Origin of the sequence: Candidatus Weimeria sp. HCP3S3_B5, from assembly GCF_052064335.1 — a bacterium.
GTDB lineage: Bacteria > Bacillota > Clostridia > Lachnospirales > Lachnospiraceae > Weimeria.
In genome coordinates, this window is record NZ_JBQHVU010000009.1 from 15243 (window position 1) to 34993 (window position 19751).

Sequence of the window (19751 nt, forward strand, 5' to 3'; positions counted from 1 at the left end):
CATCCCTGCTGCCGGATTACTGCTTCACACTTTCTGTATCAGACTTCTGCTTGACGTCCACAGGGTCTGTGTCGAGTACTTTTTTCTCGTCTCCGGGTTCCGACTCACTCTCATGATTTCATTAATATTACAGTTCAACGCTTCACAAATCTTCAGCAATACGTCTGTGGTAATATTCTCGCCCTTTCCTAACTTTGCAAGAGAAGTTGTGCTGATACCACTCTGCTCCCGGAGGTCTTTCTTGCCCATAATCACTTCTCCTTTGCAGCATCAGCATCCATAAATCTGCGGATTTCATTTTCTAACTGGTCTTTGTCAGGAAGATAGAGCTGATAGCGGCTGACAAAAAGCTGATTAGAAATATTCTGTGTGGCATATTTCACCATCAGTTTATCCTCATAGGCACCCATAACAATACCAATTGGTTCTGTATCCCCGGGCGTATTCATTTCTTCTCTATAATAATTGAGATATAAATTCATTTGCCCGATGTCTTCATGCTGGACTTCTCCACGTTTCAGATCAATCAGAACAAAGCATTTTAGAATACGGTGATAGAACACGAGATCAATTTTAAAAATTCTACCGCCGATATTTATGCGCTGTTGTCTGCCTACATACGTAAAACCTTTGCCAAGTTCAAGAAGGAACTGACTCAGGTTGTTTATCAGAGCTGTCTCCAGATCGCCTTCCTTATAGACAGGTAATTCCGGAAGCCCAACAAATTCAAATACATATGGATCTTTTACAATATCTTCCGGCTTTTCAATGATTTGTCCCTGCTGCGCCAGACGAATGACTTCATCTTTGTTTTTACTCAGTACCAATCGTTGAAACAGCATGCTTTTCATCTGCCGCTTCAGCTCCCTCACACCCCAGTTTTCCTGCTCACACTCTTGCAGATAAAATGATCTTTCCTGTGGATCATCAATTTTGAGCAGCTCTACATAATGGCTCCAGCTTAATTTTGCAGACAGTGTCTGCAAAATTGGAAATGTAAGATATAGCTTGCGCATCTTATTCACATTGCTCATGCCAAAGCCTTTTCCATATCTTTCGCTCAGATCATGAGACAGTCGCTTTAAGGTTTCCGAACCATATTCTGCTTTCTCATATCCTGCCTGTTCATACAAAACGATATATCTGCCAATATTCCAGTTTGTTTCGACAATGGCCTGGTTGACCTGATTAACAGCTTTCTGTCTGCCGTTGTTTAACGCTGTTCCGATGTTTTTAAGCAGGTCTTTGTATCCTGCATCTGCAAGTAGACCAGTTTCTTCCATATATCATTGCCTCTTTATAAACCTATAACTTGCTACTGACGTGCATGATGACATCCGCCATGATCATAAGACCTAAGCCCAGTGCTTTCGAAATCATGGGGCCTCTCTGTCCCGATTCAGAAAAAAAGGATACCCTTTGATCATCAGTCTTCCTTCAGATCCCGAAACAGTATGGATTCATTACTTCTCCAGTTATAGATCCTGCATGGTATCGCTCCAGGCTCCTCTTCTGTCTCTGTCATTTCCGGCACGGTCTCAAACAGAGACATCTGATGATATTCCTCGCGGGGCTTTCCGAGTGGGACAGTGTCCTTAAGGCCATCCATCTGCCAGATATTCCAGACGATCCTGTTTGCGATCTGCTTTAGCAGCCCCTGGTCCGGATCCATCTCCCATCTGTCCCTGTAGTAATCCATAAAGGTAAGCAGTAGATTGGCCCTTGCTATCAGCAGGTTGTCACCCTGATATTCATAACCGTATGATGCCTCAAAGGCCCGAATCACCCATTTGACCCACTCATCATAATCCGTTGCATTCTCATCTACTATACGGAGCTTCCTGTCAAGCTGCCCTATACGACGCCTGAGGGGACAGATAGGCTCTCCTGTGGATACATCGTATCTGGAAACCAGATAAGGAGCCTCTCCGCATGTGATCTCAAGTCGCCTCGAATCCACATACTGCTGCCAGGTCTTCCCCTCCGGAAACTCTATCCGGTCCTCATTCACAGTCCAGCTGTGATCATCGTTTGCCGTATTGAAGACATCAGATCTTCCGAACCATTCCTCATCGCAATGGTCATTCATCAGATTACAAAGCCATGCCGGAGTAAAAACCTCAGCCTTTTTCCTTGTACGTTCTGCCTGAGCCTCCTGTGATTTCTGTATCCTTGGCTTTATTATTTCAGAATGCAAAAAAAGCAGCTTCTTATTCATCTGCTCCGTATCCGAAAACCCAAGGCCAAGCTCCTGATAGGTGTCAGTCGCCCATATGATATTATTCCTTGTGGATTTATCCTTGATGAGTATGGAAAGGAAAGACGCTACAGGCCCACTTCCGATATCTATTAGCTTTTCCACCGAAGTAACAGGCCTCCTTTTTCCATTTAAGCTTCATTTCAGTGACTGATCCTGCCAGCAATGTCATGCATAGATTTTATCATATTCCTCCTTGTATTTGTCAAACATTCATGCTTCCTCTCTTGCCTTACCATAACATGAAGACAAGTTGTCTGTCAGCTTCTAGGTGCGAGGTGTGAGGTCAGAGGTGCGAGGGATTAAGGGTTAGGGATCAGGGTCTAGGGATATCTAAATCCAAACTAAGCCCTAAAACCTGCTCCCTGTACCCTTGGCCCTCATACCTATGCTTTTAACTCTCTGAACTGATAATATCCTTCACTTCATCTACAGGCAGATCTATAATATATGCTATCTGATCCGCCGGAAACCCCTTCAGGTACATTCTTCTTACACTAGCTTCTTTTGTCTTTCGCTCTGCCTCACTAGAAGCTTCATTCCATACTTCCTTACGCATCTCTTCGATTACCTTACACATAGTTCTCACTCCCTTCGTGTCTTCCTTAAAATATCTCACTCGGTCTGCCAGTACGGAATAGTTCATATCACCGGGATCCTCACAGAAGAAATCATGGATCAGTTTCCCGAGCTCTGTTCCGTCATCCCTTATTTCGCAGTTCACATATACTATATGCTCCCCATCTCCAAAATCCATCTCAAGTCCCTTGATGGTTCTTTCTATTCTATATAAAGACTGGCAATAACCGAGCACATCATTTTCAGTGATAAAGATGACATAGGTCTCCGGGAGCCTGGTAAAATCCTCGCTTGGCTTCAGGCTGTGAGAATCAAGGATACTGGAATGATAGCGGGCTCTCTTGGGATCGGCTCCACTGTCCGAGCGCTGGATCTCTACATTCATCTGTGTGCCGTCATCCTCAACCGCAAGCACATCCAGATAAAGGTCCCGGCCAACAAGGTTCTTGAAATTCCGCTGTGTACGCACCTGCTTTACAAAAACCTGTCTGCCAAGGATGATGCGAAGCAGCAGCTCCGTCACTGGTATGTTGTCATCGAAGCAGACATTCATGAAATCGTCATCTATCAGGCGAAATCCCCTGATCCGCTCCAGATCCTTCTGATGCTCGCGTTCCAGGCGCTCCCTGTCCCTTTCTGCTACAGGCAAAGTTTCTTTCTCGTTCATAATTCTCCTTTCCTTGCACATATGGCGACAAAAGGAGTATACCTGTGGCGTCTTCGCTTCTGTTTCTCATACTCTCCTCTGTCTCCTGTAAATTGTTACTGGTAATATTTTATCATATTCTTATTTATAGTTCTATATTTTTTGCAGATCAGTGCGAGGTGAGAGGTCTGAGGTATGAGGTGCGAGATCTGATTTCAGTATATTTTATCATATTCTTCCGGCTTTATTTTTCCCATCCAATATAGTAAAATAAGCTATATTATGTCCACAGGCCATGATAGCAGAAATGAAAAAGAGGTTCATAGAATGAAAAGATCAATAACTATTCTGTCAGTTTTAGCATGCCTACTGATCACAGGAGCTCCGGCCCTTCCGGCCTATAGCGCACAGAAGCTTTCCATAGAGCAGGTACAGCTGTCTCCGCCGGATATGGATGTCTTTGTGAATTCAGAAAGCACAAAGGAAATAGCAAAGGAGGATGTAAGCGCATCCATAGGAGATGACAAGCTTGAGGTGGATTCAGTCAGCAAGCAGGATAAGGATTCGACAGGTATCTTTTATGCCTTTCTTCTGGATATTTCAGGCTCTATCCCCCAGTCATCGCTTAATGCTGCTATAAGGTCCATATCAAAGGTAGCAAAGGGAATGGATTCCAATGACAAGCTTGCAGTCCTTACATTCGGAGATAAGGTAAATGTGATCTCTGACGGATCAAAAAAGCCATCCGAGACCTTAAGGCAGCTTAAGGGGCTAAAGGCAAAGGACCAGACCACCAAGTTCTATTCTGCAATGGACAAGCTTATTGCTGTATCGAGAAATGCAAAGGGAATGCGTACCGTAGCAGTCGTGGTATCCGACGGAGTCGATGATACTGACGCCGGTATGACAGAGAGCCAGCTCACAAGCATACTCAAGAACAGCGGTATAGCAGTCTACGCCCTCCAGGTCGGCAAGGTCACAAAAGCCCAGACAAAGCATCTGAAGAAATTCATAAAGATATCCGGAGGAAAGGTCTACCGCTTCAGCGAGAAGGACGCGGCAAAAGTCATAGGCTCACTGGTAGGCGATATAGATGAGACATCTGTCATCCATCTGCTCGGGAAAAAGGGGATGAAGGTAAAGAACGGCGACAAGCTGACACTGATCGTAAAGGGCTATGCCCCGCTTACCTGGGCGCTTGACAAGAAGAGCTGGGAGGAATCTCTTCGGACTAACCCAGGTCAGGGAATAGAGGCTGTCAAAGCAGAGAAGAAAAAGGAAAGCTCTGATAAGGCTATAGCAGAGGCTGCCGAAGCCAACGACAAGAGACTTAATGAGGAGCTTAAGAGACAGAGGACCACAATTATCATAGCTATAGGCGCCGTAGTAATAGCGACAGCCATTGTCCTTGCCATCCTCCTTAATATAAGGATAAAAAACATCCTGAAATCCTATTATGAGAAGAACGGTCTCGATGAGGAAGCAGTAGAGAAGCTTAACCGGGAGATAAAGAGAAAGAGAAGGAATAGAAGATAATGCAGATTATAATAGAGATAATAAAAGCCGCGATCTTTGGCATAGTCGAGGGTATCACCGAGTGGCTTCCTGTGTCCAGCACAGGGCATCTGATACTGCTCAACTCCACACCACTGAAGCTTTCGGTATCCGACTCCTTTTACTCTATGTTCGAGGTCGTGATACAGCTGGGTGCTATAATGGCAGTTGTAGTCACCTTCTGGGAACAGCTTTTCCCATGGTATCTAAGAAAAGAAAAGATCCCAGGACGGATGGCCTCGAGGTCAGTGCCGGCCTGGAAGAAGGGCTCGATCGATCTCTGGAAGAAGATAATAATCTGCTGTATCCCGGCCGCTATAGTCGGCGTCCTCTTTGATGATCAGATAGATGCCCTTTTCTACCACCCTCTTCCTGTAGCTCTTGCCCTTATCATAGTCGGAGTCATCTTCATTCTCGTAGAGCGCTTCATGTCGGGACATTCACCAAAGGCCTCCTCTATAGGAGAGATGACTCTTGGCATGGTACTATGGATAGGAATTGCCCAGTGTATAGCAGCTGTCTTTCCAGGTACATCCAGATCTGGAGCCACTATAATAGGTGCTCTGATAGTAGGCGTATGCCGTGAGGCTGCAGCGGAATTCACCTTCCTGCTGGCAGTACCTGTCATGCTCGGAGCCTCACTTCTTAAGGCAATAAAATATATCCATCAGGGGCTTCGGATGACAGGTATAGAGACAGTCGATCTGATCACAGGCGCTCTTGTCGCCTTTATCGTTTCTATCGTAGTCATCCGTTTCTTCATGGGATACATAAGAAAGCACGACTTTCGCGTCTTCGGCTGGTACAGGATAGGTCTCGGTGCCTTTGTAATGGTGCTTTCTCTTACACATGTACTGGTATAGATCAGAGGTGGCTTATGACTGTTTCTGTATGCATGATTGTAAAAAACGAGGAAAAGCTGCTTGCCAGATGCCTCGATTCGCTGAAAGGTCTCTATGATGAACTCGTAATAGTTGACACAGGATCTACAGACCGCACAAGACAGATAGCAGGAGAATACACTGATAATATCTATGATTTCAGCTGGCAGGATGATTTTTCTGCGGCAAGGAATTTTGCCTTTTCCAAATGCAGCTGTGACTATATATATTCTGCTGATGCTGATGAATATCTTGATGAGACCAACAGGACCCGTTTCCGGGATCTGATCATGGTCTTAGATCCTGCGGTAGAGATCGTGCAGATGCACTACTATGAGCCAAAGCTTTCAGGCCTTTTAAACACCCGCTCTGAGCTTCGTCCCAAGCTCTTTAAGAGGATCCGTACCTTCCGCTGGGTCGACCCTGTCCATGAGAGCGTCCAGACAGAGCCGCTGGTATTTGACTCAGATATAGTGATAACCCATGCTCCAGAGAGCCTGCACAGCTCAAGGGACTTCTCTATCTTTGAAAGGGCTTACTCAAGGGAGGGCCGTCTGTCAAAGAGGCTTTACTCCATGTATGCGATCGAGCTCTATCGTAACGGAGGAGCCGAGGAGCTGAGGCATGGCGCGCTTATCTTTTCAGAGGTCATTGACAGGGAGAATCCCGATCAGGAGCTTCTTATAAAGCTTCTTATTATCCTTGCAGTAAACGCAAGAAAGGAGGGCAATATATCTGCCCTCCTGAAATACGCCTCCCGTCTCCTCGCCTGCGACGATCCCTGCTCCGAGGTCTGTCTGGAGCTGGGACGCTATTTCTTCGATCAGGGAGACTACAAGGAAGCTTCTCTATGGTTTTATAATGCTACAATACAGCAGAGCGCACTCGACATACATTCATCTACTGATCTGCCATGCAGGGCCTTAGGCATATGCTATGCCCATCTGTCTGAGCAGGCAGACGGAGAAGAAAGTGACAGATACAGGGAAGCCGCAGAGGAATACGAGCGCCGGGCTGATCAGTTCCAGATACCCGAGGAATGACTCCTATCTCTCGTCATGGATCTTCTTATCCATTCCGAGTATATGTCCTGACAGCCAGTTCATCAGATACTTGAGCAGGTCCTCAAGATAAGCCTCCTGGTCATCATCGACCTGATCGAGATCGATCCTGTCAAGCTCATCGTAGAATATACGATGGGCTTTTTTCTGTGCCTCAAGTCCCGAATAATGATACTCCTCCATAAGCTTCTCTTCATCGTTGAAATGGAAATGAGTATAATCATTGAGCTCATTAATAAGTCCAACTATCTGGTCAAAGCGGTCATAAAGCTCATCATTATGAATAAGGGCGTCAACCCTTGCCATTATATCAAAAAGCTTCTGATGCTCGGAATCGATAAGCTCGATTCCTGTCTTATACTTGTCTGTAAAGGCAAATGGTGAAACAGTCTTCCCTATAAGTGTATCAGAGCCCAAGATATGGTGCATAAGCCATCTGGACATATAGTCTAAAAGATCAAGGACAGCCGTAGTCATGGTCTCGTCATTCATTCCTATGAAATTCGTATGCTCTATCCTGTCCACGAAGGCCCTGTGAGCCTTTTTCTGACCGGCAAGCTCCGGATCAGATATGCTCTCCATATAACTCTCCTCATCGGCAAAATGCCTGGCTGCATAATCCCGAAGACCATTCAGAAGCTTCATTCCCTCTGTACGGACATCAGCCCCATCGAGCATTCTGTCATTTATCTCATTAAGCATGCTGATAAGCTGTCTGTGTTCATTATCGATCAGATCTATCCCTGTCAGGAAATCATCTGTAAACTTTATCATAAGATCACCTCAATCATTCCAGTTAATTTTTACACAATTATTTTATCGCATTAAAGTTCTCTTTTCAATGAAGATATCCTAAAGATTGCCTTAAAAACAGCATGGATCAAAGGCATAAAAAAAGGAGCCTCGAGCGAGGCTCCAAAAAGAGGGGGAGTATGAAAAACGAAAACAATTTCCATCGAAAGGCTTTGGTCCTTTCGACAGTTATAAGTATACTAAGCATTTGTGAAAAATATGTGTCCTCAATGTGAAATATCTATTAAATGATATAAAAGAGACGCACACTCTCTTGTCGCATAGGTTGGCTCTGCCCACCACTCGACCGGAGCCGTAAAGCCTGCTGCCTCTGCCCCTTTATAAGCCGCTATCCTTTCACTGCGGTAGAGATGATAGCCCTGAGTCACAAGGACAAGCGAGGAGGATGGATATTCTCCGTCTGAGAGAAGCTTTATAGCATTTCCTATGTTTTCTTCTGTATTCGAGGATTCCTGATCCACAAGGACCCTGTGAGCATCTATGACAGGAACAGAGCCGCCATTATCTGAAATGATCTGCTCTGCATCAATGCCATGAAGCCTGCATGCCTCTGCAAAGAAGGTCCTGTCCTGATCTGCAAGCGAGGAGGATGTCAGATAATCCCTGATGCATGAGGCCTCCGATATTGATTCACCTGCCCCGATTCCACCGCTTGCTACCGCAACAATATCCTGATTGGTGAGCAGATAGAGCCTTGCAGCCTCTATCCTCTGCCTGAGCATCCTGGTCGGACGCCTTCCCCTGACACCACATCCTAGTATCACCAGGCTCGTCTCAGAGCCACTCTCCGTGGCAGTGACTGTAGAAGCAGATGCTATACGTATAAGCCCCTGGGCATAGAAGGCTATTATAAGCGCAAAGATAATGGTCCAGATAATAGCCGGAGCATGGCTTGTCCGATCTCCATCATAGCCTATCGATCTGTCTGCCGTAAAGCTGCCTAAGCCTCCCCGCTCGATCAGTACAGTATCCCTTCCCATATCATGGTTGAACTGCCTGTGAAGCTTTCCTCTGGTCCCTCCGGCCTGGGATCTGTCATAGTTTCTCTTGCCGGAGTCAGCCCCGGCCCTTACAAGCTCCTGTATGGAAAAGACAAGTACAAGAGCCGCAACTATATATCCTATGATATTTCCTATATCAATGATCTGATAGATCAAAAGAGGCGGAAGATAGAGTATAAGTAAGATAAGAGTGATTACTATCCCGATGATTCCGCAAATCCTGTGCTTCATCCTTTTCTCTCCTTAGTCCTTCTACTGCCATGTCAGAATGCAAGCTTCTCGTCAAAGTAGTCAGAAAGCTCATCGATAGCAATCCTCTCCTGCTCCATCGTATCCCTGTCACGGACTGTGACCTTGTGGTCATCCTCAGAGTCGAAATCATAGGTCACGCAGAAAGGTGTTCCGATCTCATCCTGACGACGGTATCTCTTTCCGATATTTCCTCTGTCATCATACTCACAGTTATATTTCCTTGAGAGCATCTCCCATACCTTCTGCGAAGGCTCGGCAAGCTTTTTTGAAAGAGGCAGCACTCCGATCTTTACCGGAGCAAGTGCAGGATGGAAATGAAGCACTGTACGCATGTCAGGTTTCTCCTCTGTCCCTATATTTTCCTCATCATAGGCCTCGCAGAGGAAGGCAAGAACCACACGGTCTGCTCCGAGTGAAGGCTCGATAACATAAGGAAGATACTTCTCGTTCTTTGTATCGTCGAAGTAGGTCAGATCCTGACCAGAAACCTCCTGATGACGTCCAAGGTCATAGTCCGTACGATCCGCAATTCCCCAGAGCTCACCCCAGCCGAACGGGAAGGTATACTCTATATCTGTTGTTCCTTTTGAATAGAAGGCCAGCTCCTCAGGATCATGATCTCTTAAGCGCAGATGCTCATCCTTGATGCCAAGTGAGAGAAGCCAGTCATGGCAGAACTTTCTCCAGTAATGGAACCATTCGAGGTCAGTTCCTGGCTCACAGAAGAACTCAAGCTCCATCTGCTCGAACTCTCTGGTACGGAATGTGAAGTTACCCGGAGTGATCTCGTTTCTGAAGGATTTTCCAATCTGTCCTATACCGAACGGGATCTTCTTTCTTGAGGTCCTTGCGACATTCTTAAAGTTTACGAAGATACCCTGGGCCGTCTCAGGGCGGAGGTATACTGTGTTCTTGGCATCCTCTGTCACTCCCTGGAAAGTCTTGAACATAAGGTTGAACTGTCTTATAGGAGTAAAGTTATGCTTGCCGCATGAAGGGCAGGTCACCTGATGGTCCTCGATCCAGGACTCCATCTGCTCATTGGTCCAGCCATCCACTGAGCTCTCAAGCTCAATTCCATTCTCCTCTGCGAAATCCTCGATCAGCTTGTCTGCCCGAAATCTCTCATGGCACTCCTTACAGTCCATCAGTGGATCTGAAAAGCCTCCCAGATGTCCTGAAGCAACCCAGGTCTGTGGATTCATAAGGATGGCACAGTCCACACCCACATTGTAAGGGCTTTCCTGGATGAACTTCTGCCACCAGGCCTTCTTTACATTATTCTTGAGCTCAACTCCCAAATTGCCGTAGTCCCAGGTATTTGCGAGTCCTCCGTAGATCTCTGATCCAGGATAGACGAATCCCCTGTTCTTTGCGAGTGCAACAATTGTGTCAAGACTTTTTTCCATGATGATAGTTCTCCTTAATCATTTATAAAAAATATATGTAAGCCCTGCCGGCGTCCCGTCGGAGCGCTTATTTATCTTTATCCTGTCCTTTTCGGAGGATTGGTATGTCACATCCGAGTCCTCTGAATAGGCGCTGATCTGTCCCGGAACCGACACAGTCAGTCCCCATTCCCTTATGGCTACGACCCTTTCACTATCGAATGCGTCGGCGCTGGCTTCCTGCTTTTTTCCTCCCCTGACACATATATATGAGCCGTCGGCAGGGTATCCGGCAGACCTTGCCCCATTTGCCTTTCCTACAAAGAGATCATAGCCTGTGAAATCAGAATATACAGAAGCATCCCGATATAGCGTCCGCAGATATATACTTCCCTTTCCTGCGTCAAACCTCAGAAGCCTTATGCTGTTCTTTCCATTCTTTGCATTGTAAGCCTCTATCTCCGACCTGACGAATTTCTTCACATCGGCCGGATCGGAATCTGTCTTTTCTATCTCCTCGTAGACTATTGTCCCGTCTTCCTTTATAGTAAGGAGGTTTTCCCCGGATCTTTTTTCAAATGCCCCGTTTGCAAGGGCGATTAAAAAGATTGCTCCTGCAAGTGCCGCGCCCGTAACTATAAGAAGGATCCTTCTTTCCCTTCTCTTTTTCCTGAGGACTGCCCTGCGGTGGCGAAGTCTCCTTAGTCTGTATTCTTCTTCTGTCAACTGTCTTTCCATAGCCTTTTTATTATACGCCCTTTGACATTTTTTGCAAGAAGGCCTGTCACTATCAGATAAAGCTTTCCGTTCTGAATCTGTGCTCCTCAAAGAAAACTGCCCTAAGCCTCTTTGCTATGAACTCCAGATCCAAAAGGACCTGTCCGTTTACATCAAACGAAAAGAGCTTTCCGGCAGGCAGCGAGAAGATAAGCTGTATAGTATATAAAAGCGCCGGAGACAGCTCTCTTGCTGTGCCCTTTATCCTGTCACGGCAATCACAATCATAGAAAAAGCAGTCTGCCGGACAGAAGAGATTTATGGCATTTACATCAAGCCTTTTACCACAGGCCCTGCAGGAGAAGGCATCTGGATAGACTCCGTTTACCATCATTGTACGCAGGTCATATATTATCCTTATGCTTTCCCGCTTGACCTCATGCCTTATAAGAGCCTTTAGTGCCGCATAGACGAGGTTCAGCCTGTCCTTTTCATCTATGCCCTCCCTGCCGAAATAACCTGCCACCTCAAGGATATACATGCCCATATATGTATCATCGAGATCCTTCAGCAGGTCGTCAAAGCGTGCCTTCTGTCTTGCTGACCGGAGAGTATAGCTGCTGCTTCCCGCAAAAAATTCGAACTCACCGAAAAAAAACGGATTCGTGGCCGCAAGCAGCGGGCTTCTCGGCTTAGCGCCTCCTCTTACGAAGGCAGAAACCTTTCCAAGCTCCCTTGTAAGGACCTCTATCCTCCTGTCGCTTTCTCCTATAGGCATTGATGAGATCACGAAGCCATTTGCACTTACAAGCTCACTGCCAAAAGCCACGTCCTATTCCTCATCTTCCTTACGGAAACCATAGTTGGCCATAAGGACCTCGCTGTCGCGCCAGTTCTCCTTGACTTTGACAAAGAGCTTCAGATTGACCTTGCAGCCCAGAAGGCGCTCTATCTCGAACCTTGCGTTTGTACCTATCCTTTTTAGCATGGCTCCACGCTTTCCTATTATGATCCCCTTATGAGATTCCCTCTCGCATATGATGGTCGCGTCTATATCACAGATATGCTTTTCCTCCCTGTCCTTCATGGAGTCTATGATCACGGCTATTCCGTGAGGTACCTCGCAGGAAAGCACCTGAAGGGCCTTTTCCCTTATCATCTCGGATACTATCGCTCTCTCCGGCTGATCCGTTATGATATCCGGGTCGAACAGATAAGGGCCCTCGGGAAGATACTTATAGATAGTAGAGACCAGATCATCGATCCCCTTGTTTCTAAGGGCCGATACCGGCACTATCTCGACAAAGGGCAGCAGATTCCTGTAGGCCTCTATGGTCATCAGGATATTTTCATGAGGGATGGAATCGATCTTGTTTATTACCAGAATGACCGGAGTCTTACCTGAGGCAAGCCTTGATGCTATATAGCTATCTCCTCCTCCGACGAACTCATCAGGCTCTATAAGCCAGAGGATCAGGTCGACGCCGTTCATGGCTGCTGCCGTGACCCTCTGCATATATTGGCCGAGCTTGTTCTTGGGCTTGTGGATGCCAGGTGTATCAAGAAAGACTATCTGTCCTCTTTCGTCTGTATATACTGTTTCTATCCTGTTTCTCGTTGTCTGGGGCTTGTTGCTTGTTATGGCTATCTTCTGGCCTATGATCCTGTTCATAAGCGTCGACTTCCCTACATTCGGACGGCCTATAAGAGTAACAAACCCGCTTTTTGTATTATTCAAATAGATTCTCCGTTCTGTCAAAGAGGCCCCTGTTCTCCTCTATCGCCTCCTCTGACCCTACGACCGTAAGCGCTCCATCATCAAGAGCTGCCTTTATCATATCGGCTAAGTCCCTTATATCCTGCTGGCTTGCCCCAAGGACCTGGTCCCTGCTCTTCTGTATGGCCTGATCTGAAATACCCTCTATCACTGACCTAAGCGCCAGCTGGCCCTCCATGGATGGTGTGAGCGGAGTATCAAGGGCTCCTATGGCTCCGATCACATACTTTGTCATATCCCTGTCTGAAGGATCAAAGCTTCTGATATAGTCAGGAGTCGCGAGAAGGATTTCCTCTGACTCCTTAAGGTGCGGATCACGGTAGGTCATTAGGGTAGTGCTTCCGGTCCTGCGGAAGGCAGCCATGCATCCGTATGCTCCGCCCTTTACCCTGATATTGATCCAGAGATAGTCGTAGCTTAAGGCAACCTTTAATATCTGAAGGGCTCCATTATAGTCATATCCCTTCTGTCTGAAATTGCCGGCTATACTTACGAAGTTTACCTTTGATGCGGATGAAAAGGCTTCATTCCTGCAGGTCTCATCGAGCTCGATGGCAGCGCAAGCAGGCGGCTCCTCTGATCCTATTAGCTCGCCGGCCTTATCAGCATAGCTGTCTATTATATCTATAACCTCTCTCCTGCCTGTCGTACTTACCACCATGGTCTTTAGTGAAAGGACTTCTCTTAGAGCTCCCTTAAACCATGATATAAAGCCGTCTATCCTCTGGTCAAAGTTGGCTGCGAAGTCCTGCACGAAGCGAAGATATCCTACTCCGCCGACTGCATCCAAAAGAGCTGCGCTTTTACTTATATGAGACTGTCCTCTAAGGGCGGCTGCCGAGTGACCTGCGGTCATGAAATGCATCTCTATACCGTTCTTTTCCTCGAGAAGTACCTCCTTTATCCTCTTTCTGTCAGAGAAATCGGTCTTAAGAAGCATCTGATAGATAAGCTCCATCGCGTTTTCTGCTTCCTCATAGACGAACTTGGTCTTTATATCGAGAAAGAACCTGTATTCGTCTGTCCTTCCTCCCGGAAGGGGATCTATATCGCCCGTGCCTGTATTCATCACCCTGACATCGGAAGACAGGCTTCCCAGATGGAGATTTACCTCGGTCGAAAAGTCCTTATAGGAGTATTTCTCTGTATCAAGAAGTCCAAGCAGGCGGCTTCCGAAGGCAAAGGCCGGTGCCTTGTCAAGTCCTGTATTTCCTATGTCAAACAGGATGTTAAGATAATCTATGCCATTGGTCTCCTGATCTGTAAAGATCACAGGAACTCCGTTTTTAAGCATTACCTGCTTATTTATCCTTCTGGCTTTCTTATCCAGGTCCTCTCTCGACAGAAGCGGTATCTTTTCCAGATCCTCCTGTGGAGACGGTGTCTGCTGATATTCCTTCAGATGCTTTGTATCTGCGACTATCTGCCTTATCTGCTCCTTTGTAAGAGAAGCCTTTTTCTCTTCCATCTGCTTACGGAAGGCCTCGTCCTCCTTCTTCTGCAGTCCGGCCTTAGGAGCACAGGTCACCAGTGAGCTGTGAGGATTCCTAAGCAGATATCTGCTTATAAGCTCCTCGAAATATCCCTTGTCTATCTCCTGACGAAGTTCCTTGTATATAGGAAGGATAGACACCCTGTCAAAGGCTGCCATCCTGTCATAGAGCCAGGAATCGAGGATCCCAAGTCCCCAGATAAGTCCCTTAGGGTAACCGCCGAAATCAGCCTCTCTGTACTTGAACTCATCTGAATTGATACCAGCAAGAAGGGATCTGTGGTCAAGTCCCTTGGAAGATAGCTCTGTAAGTGTCCTTTCAACTACATCGATGAAGTCCTGCTTCCTTTCAGGATCACTACCCTTTACTGTAATAGTAAAATAAGGTTGAGCAATAGTCTGTATCCCTCCATAGACCTCTGTTCCTATCCCGGCGTCAAGTATAGCCTGACGAACCGGAGCTCCCGGTGCCTCGAGAAGAGCGTAGTCAAGTATATCAAAGGCCATCACGAGCTTTGTATCAAGTGCATTTCCGATAACATAGTTTAGCGAATGAAAAGTCTTACCCTTCTCGCTCTCATCCGCAGAGACCGGATAATCCTTCTCCTCCTCATGCCTGTTTTGAAACGGGACCTGCATGGCTATCTCTGTCTCTGGATCGTAAGCGTCATAGGCAGACAGATATTCCCTGTCGAGATAGTCGAGCTTTTCTGCCATATCGCAGTTTCCATACAGATAGATATATGAATTGGAAGGATGATAGTATCTCTGGTGGAAGGCCTTATATTCCTCATAGCTTAATGAAGGGATATCCGCCGGATCTCCTCCGCTTTCGACTCCATAGGTAGTATCCGGATAGAGAGAATGGGTTATCTCTCTTTCGAGCACATCCTCAGGTGATGAGAAGGCTCCCTTCATCTCATTGTAAACGACTCCGTTTATAGTAAGTGGAGAATCCAGGTCCTCCATCTCATAATGCCAGCCCTCCTGGCGGAAGATCTCCTGATACTTATAGATATTCGGGTGAAAGACCGCATCCATATAGACATCTATCAGATTGGAGAAATCCTTGTCATTTGTCGATGCGACCGGATATACTGTCTTGTCCGGGTAGGTCATCGCATTAAGGAAGGTGTTCATAGAGCCCTTCACCAGCTCTACGAATGGATCCTTTACAGGATACTTCTCTGATCCGCAGAGCACAGTATGCTCTATGATATGGGCAGTGCCCTTTGAATTCTCCGGCGTGGTCCGAAATCCTATATAGAATACCTTATTTACATCATCATTTTCTATCAGAGTAACCATGGCCCCGCTCTTCTTATGACGAAGAAGCGTGCCTTTTGAATGAATATCGTTTAATTCCTGCTCCTTAAGGAGCTCATACTGTTCCGGTATCCTGTCCATTTTTCTCCTTTTCTTTATCTATAAGATTAACATCGAGCTGGTTATAAGGGATCGTTATCCCTTCCCTGTCAAAGGTAAGCTTTACACGCTCATTTATTTTCCAGACTCCATCCCAGTAATCATCCATTGGAAGCCAGATCCTAAAGCCCAGATTCACAGAGGAGTCTGCAAGCTCTCTGACAAAAACCTTTATATCTGTGCCTGCAACCCTGCCCTCTGTCGTCTCTGCTATATGGGTAAGGAGCTGCTCTGCCTTCCTCAGATCGTCATCATAGCTTATGGCAAATGTCAGATCTGTCTGTCTCTTGTCTGAAGTCGTGACATTGGTAAGCGATGAATTCGCAAGCGTACCGTTAGGGATCACGACTATCTTGTTGTCTATAGTCCTTAACCTTGTGTAGAATATGGAGATCTCCGTGACTGTTCCCTCGTTCTTATGTGTATCCTCTATTATATAATCGCCTACCTTAAAGGGCTTGAGTAAAAGTATAAGAACCCCTCCGGCGAAGTTGGAAAGAGACCCCTGCAGGGCAAGTCCTGCAGTAAGTCCTAAAGAGGCGACCGCTGCTGCCACCGAGGATGTCTGGATTCCAAAAAGATTTAAGATGATAAGGATGAGCACTACATAGCACAGGATCTTAAGTACGCCGTCCGTAAACTGCCTGACTCCTGTATCCACTTCTCTGCGCTCAAGCGAGGATGCTATGACCTTCCTTATGAATCTGATCACCTTTGCGCCTAGGAACCAGACGACAAGGGCTATGACCACGCTCCAGAAGAAATCGAGCGAGCCTGAAAGGAATTTCCTGAGCCATTCTGTAAGAACCCCGCTGTTTACTGTTAGAAATAAATAGCCTGTCTGCATTGGTCTTACCTCAAATTCTTTAATAATTCTCCTGCAAAATACAAGGAGCCAAAGGCCACTATTCCAAGTGAACTCTCACCCGAGACAAGCTTCCTTGCCATCGCAAGTGCCTGATCTATATCAGCTGCTGCCACCGCGTCTGCTCCCTGATCCCTTACTATCTCACATAGACTATCGGCATCGAGGCTCCTTGTGCTCGGATTAGCGACGCAGATATAGGAGGCCGCAATGCTTTTTGTCCTGCTTACCATATGGCGCACGTCCTTATCCTTCATTGCTGAGATAAGAAAAACAAACCTTTTATCCGGATAGGTCTCCTTCAGTGTCCCAGAAAGCGCCTTGACCCCCTGAGGATTATGGGAGCCGTCTATTATAAAGAGAGGATCATCTGATATCTTCTGTATACGGGCCGGCCAGGTAACTGACCTGATTCCCGAAAGTGCCTTTGAGACGTCAGCCATTGAGTCGGAAAACTCAAGTGCCGCAAGAGCTGCCGCCTCATTATCAAACTGGAAATCCCCGGCAAGAGGCGGAGTCATCGAAGGATCACGAAGCTGGGCCTTCATAGAGGCCACTATAAGCGGGGCGCTGACTGAATTCCTCACTGTCTGATCATAGGCCTCATCACATTCGAAGTAGCCTCTTGTGAATTTCTTTATCTCTCTCCTGACCGATGGCAGATTATGAGCAATGATGACCGGCATTCCGTCACGGATTATACCGGCCTTTTCATCTGCTATTTTTTCAAGCGTATCTCCAAGAATTTCAGTATGATCAAGACCTATGGCGGTTATAACACCTGCTACCGGAGTCTGGCTTATGCCTCTTGTAGAATCGAGCCTGCCTCCAAGTCCGGTCTCCAATACCACATAATCGCAGCCCTGCTCCTTGAAATAAAGCAGAGCCGTCGCCAGACACAGGTCAAAGAAGGTCGGCTCATACCCCTCGTCCGTTCTTACAGACAGAACCCTTTCTGCCAGTCTTGCAAAATCAGCCTCGCTTATATATCTGCGATTCACCTGGATCCTCTCCCTTATAGTGATCAGATGAGGAGAGATGAAAAGTCCGGTCTTAAAGCCATTTGCCTCTAAGGCCGCAGCTATATAGACTGCGACTGAGCCCTTGCCATTGGTCCCGGCTATATGAAAAATCTTCAAACCCCTGTCAGGATCTGAAAGCTTGGGAAGCAGATGCTCTGTGACCTCTCGTCCCGATCTGCGTCCGAAGCGCTTTAATGATTCAATCTGTTTAACAATATCGGAATATTCACTCATACTGCCATTATCACTCCGCCGTCTCCGGCATACATAGATGATACTCCCGCAGTCTCCAGCACAAAGACATCCTTGAAAAGTCCTGTCCTCTTTACCTTCTCCTTTAGCGATGAGGCCGTATCCGGTGCATTGCAATGCGATATGGCCACTACCTTCTGATCCGGATGCGAAGTGACCTGGACCATACAATCCACCATCTTGTCAAGGGAACGGATCATCCCTCTGGCCTGACCTAACTGCTGTATGCTCCCCTCAGGAGTGGATCCCATCACAGGCTTTATAGAAAGTGTAGTCGCAAGCATGGCCTTAAGAGACCCCAGGCGGCCTGCTTTCCTAAGTGTATCAAGGGACTCAAGAACGAAAAATGTATGTTCCTCCCTGATAAAGCTATCGACTGCCCTTATGACTTCGTCAAAGGTAAGGCCCTTTTTCTCCTCCTGCTCTATATGCTCTGCTATTAGTGTCTGGCCGATCGAGGCAGACCTGGAATCGAAGACATGGATCCGCTTCAGAGGTCCCTCATCATCCTCATGCTCCTCCTGATAGAGGCTCCTTGCCAGCACTGCTGCATTGTATGAGCCTGAAAGCTTGGCTGAAAGAGTAACTATATATATATTATCCGCTTCTGCCTCTTCTATAGCGGCAAGGTAGCTTGCCGGAGACGGGCAGGCAGAATGAGGCGGCTCCTTGGAGTCCTTCATCTTCTTCAGAAAGGCCTTCTGGTCAAAGGTGCTGTCATCCTTCTGTTCGTAGCTACCCACCTGAAGGGTAAGGGGAATATGTGAGAAATGTGCCTTGTCTTCATCCATATGCCGGGTGAACTCACCACAGCTGTCCACGATAATCTTATACATCTGTTTTCCTGCCTTAGCTCAGTTACATTAATTGAGACTATTATAAATGATTTGCCACCGAAAATAAAGACAAAAAAGGACGGGGCCTTTTCCTAAGAAAAAGATCCCGTCCTTTCTGATCCAATGATCCGTTTAGTCTGCTACTTTTACATTAACAGCCTGAGGTCCCTTTGCTCCCTCTGTAAGGTCAAACTCGACCGTGGCGCCCTCTGAAAGGGTCTTGAATCCGTCACCAAGAATTCCTGAATAGTGAACGAAAACATCCTTTCCATCTCCATCAGAGATGAAGCCATAACCCTTCTGATTATTAAACCACTTAACTGTGCCTCTCATTTCTAAATCCTCCAGTCGGAAACAGATGTCATTAAATCTAAAAACATCATAAACTTATAACATCTATATTTTATACTTCCTGACTCTGGATGTAAAGGACATTTTCAAAAATCTATCGAATTTCTGGCAAGAAATCCTTCAAAATATCTGTCCCATTCCTGATCTAAGGACCGGTCCGGCGAAAAAACGCTGTAATTCGTTCCTGTAACAGCCGTTACTTCCCCGTTTTTATAGGAAACCGTGATATTTAATGAAATTATATCTGAAGGTGACAGCGATGAGGAAGACTTTTCTATCAGATCAGCCACCAGTGAGGCCGGAGCGTGAAAAACAAGCTTCATCGCGAGCGGAGTCCTCTTGCCCTTTATTATCTCAAACAGGAATCCCCTGATAAGCCTATATCTGACAAAGGGCTCATCCGGAAAATCCTCACTTGCCCTTTCCTCATCTGAATAATAGTCTGAAATGAAGCTGCCGTCTATTGTATATGTGACAAAGGTCTTTACTACAGCCTCACTTACAGTGAAGCTGTCAAAGACATCGCGGGTAAGAAGCCCTGACATGAACTCCCTTATCCCGCTTATTCTGAATAATTTCATA

General features: G+C 46.5%; 19 protein-coding genes. 3 read left to right on the top strand and 16 right to left on the bottom strand.

Going from position 1 to position 19751, the window contains the following annotated elements; translation table 11 throughout:
* Window positions 1-24: 24 nt before the first annotated feature.
* From ACTNCK_RS05800 to ACTNCK_RS05815, 4 genes are all read right to left on the bottom strand, one after another.
* A complete protein-coding gene (locus ACTNCK_RS05800; protein WP_441081569.1) occupies window positions 25-249 on the bottom strand; it encodes a helix-turn-helix domain-containing protein in 225 nt (74 codons plus the stop codon).
* Between the two features lie 2 nt (window positions 250-251).
* A complete protein-coding gene (locus ACTNCK_RS05805) occupies window positions 252-1283 on the bottom strand; it encodes a PDDEXK nuclease domain-containing protein (protein WP_441081570.1) in 1032 nt (343 codons plus the stop codon).
* 143 nt (window positions 1284-1426) lie between these two features.
* Entirely contained in the window at window positions 1427-2362 is a 936-nt protein-coding gene (locus ACTNCK_RS05810; protein WP_441081571.1) for a restriction endonuclease subunit M, read from the bottom strand.
* A 289-nt stretch (window positions 2363-2651) separates the two neighbouring features.
* Complete coding sequence (locus ACTNCK_RS05815; protein WP_441081572.1) at window positions 2652-3503, bottom strand: PD-(D/E)XK nuclease family transposase; 852 nt, start codon at window positions 3501-3503, stop codon at window positions 2652-2654.
* Window positions 3504-3809: 306 nt separating this feature from the next.
* Here ACTNCK_RS05815 and ACTNCK_RS05820 point away from each other — a divergent pair, with 306 nt between their 5' ends.
* From ACTNCK_RS05820 to ACTNCK_RS05830, 3 genes are read left to right on the top strand one after another with little or no spacing between them, the layout of a single operon-like run.
* Window positions 3810-5018, top strand: a complete 1209-nt coding sequence (locus ACTNCK_RS05820; protein ID WP_441081574.1) for a vWA domain-containing protein — start codon at window positions 3810-3812, stop codon at window positions 5016-5018.
* The gene (locus ACTNCK_RS05825) at window positions 5018-5899 is read left to right on the top strand and encodes an undecaprenyl-diphosphate phosphatase (protein WP_441081575.1); all 882 of its coding nucleotides are present in this window, start codon (window positions 5018-5020) and stop codon (window positions 5897-5899) included. The genes ACTNCK_RS05820 and ACTNCK_RS05825 overlap by 1 nt, the downstream gene beginning before the upstream one ends.
* 14 nt (window positions 5900-5913) lie before the next feature.
* Window positions 5914-6960 (top strand): glycosyltransferase family 2 protein, encoded by a 1047-nt coding sequence (locus ACTNCK_RS05830; RefSeq protein WP_441081576.1) that lies wholly within the window; start codon window positions 5914-5916, stop codon window positions 6958-6960.
* A gap of 3 nt (window positions 6961-6963) precedes the next feature.
* Here the strand turns inward: ACTNCK_RS05830 and ACTNCK_RS05835 are convergent, their stop codons facing one another.
* The 12 genes from ACTNCK_RS05835 to ACTNCK_RS05890 form a co-directional block, all read right to left on the bottom strand.
* On the bottom strand, window positions 6964-7752 hold the full coding sequence (locus tag ACTNCK_RS05835; RefSeq protein WP_441081577.1) for a bacteriohemerythrin: 789 nt from the start codon (window positions 7750-7752) through the stop codon (window positions 6964-6966).
* Between the two features lie 245 nt (window positions 7753-7997).
* Window positions 7998-9023 (bottom strand): YdcF family protein, encoded by a 1026-nt coding sequence (locus ACTNCK_RS05840; protein WP_441081578.1) that lies wholly within the window; start codon window positions 9021-9023, stop codon window positions 7998-8000.
* 32 nt (window positions 9024-9055) lie between these two features.
* Window positions 9056-10453, bottom strand: a complete 1398-nt coding sequence (locus ACTNCK_RS05845; RefSeq protein WP_441081579.1) for a glycine--tRNA ligase — start codon at window positions 10451-10453, stop codon at window positions 9056-9058.
* Window positions 10454-10471: 18 nt separating this feature from the next.
* Window positions 10472-11170: a hypothetical protein gene (locus tag ACTNCK_RS05850; protein WP_441081580.1), complete on the bottom strand. Its 699-nt coding sequence runs from the start codon at window positions 11168-11170 to the stop codon at window positions 10472-10474.
* Between the two features lie 52 nt (window positions 11171-11222).
* Window positions 11223-11978 carry a DNA repair protein RecO gene (gene recO / locus ACTNCK_RS05855; RefSeq protein WP_441081582.1) on the bottom strand — a complete coding sequence of 252 codons (756 nt, stop codon included), beginning with the start codon at window positions 11976-11978 and terminating at the stop codon, window positions 11223-11225.
* A gap of 3 nt (window positions 11979-11981) precedes the next feature.
* Window positions 11982-12887, bottom strand: coding sequence for a GTPase Era (era, locus tag ACTNCK_RS05860; protein ID WP_441081583.1), 906 nt, complete (start codon window positions 12885-12887; stop codon window positions 11982-11984).
* The gene (locus ACTNCK_RS05865; protein ID WP_441081584.1) at window positions 12880-15825 is read right to left on the bottom strand and encodes an insulinase family protein; all 2946 of its coding nucleotides are present in this window, start codon (window positions 15823-15825) and stop codon (window positions 12880-12882) included. Before ACTNCK_RS05865 ends, era begins: the two co-directional genes overlap by 8 nt.
* Window positions 15800-16690, bottom strand: coding sequence for a mechanosensitive ion channel family protein (locus tag ACTNCK_RS05870; RefSeq protein ID WP_441081587.1), 891 nt, complete (start codon window positions 16688-16690; stop codon window positions 15800-15802). The genes ACTNCK_RS05865 and ACTNCK_RS05870 overlap by 26 nt, the downstream gene beginning before the upstream one ends.
* A 5-nt stretch (window positions 16691-16695) precedes the next feature.
* Window positions 16696-17964 (bottom strand): bifunctional folylpolyglutamate synthase/dihydrofolate synthase, encoded by a 1269-nt coding sequence (locus ACTNCK_RS05875; protein WP_441081588.1) that lies wholly within the window; start codon window positions 17962-17964, stop codon window positions 16696-16698.
* The gene (locus ACTNCK_RS05880; RefSeq protein WP_441081589.1) at window positions 17961-18818 is read right to left on the bottom strand and encodes a DegV family protein; all 858 of its coding nucleotides are present in this window, start codon (window positions 18816-18818) and stop codon (window positions 17961-17963) included. The genes ACTNCK_RS05875 and ACTNCK_RS05880 overlap by 4 nt, the downstream gene beginning before the upstream one ends.
* A gap of 132 nt (window positions 18819-18950) precedes the next feature.
* Complete coding sequence (locus ACTNCK_RS05885; protein WP_441081590.1) at window positions 18951-19151, bottom strand: cold-shock protein; 201 nt, start codon at window positions 19149-19151, stop codon at window positions 18951-18953.
* Between the two features lie 104 nt (window positions 19152-19255).
* On the bottom strand, window positions 19256-19750 hold the full coding sequence (locus tag ACTNCK_RS05890; RefSeq protein WP_441081591.1) for a DUF5721 family protein: 495 nt from the start codon (window positions 19748-19750) through the stop codon (window positions 19256-19258).
* Window position 19751 lies beyond the last annotated feature (1 nt).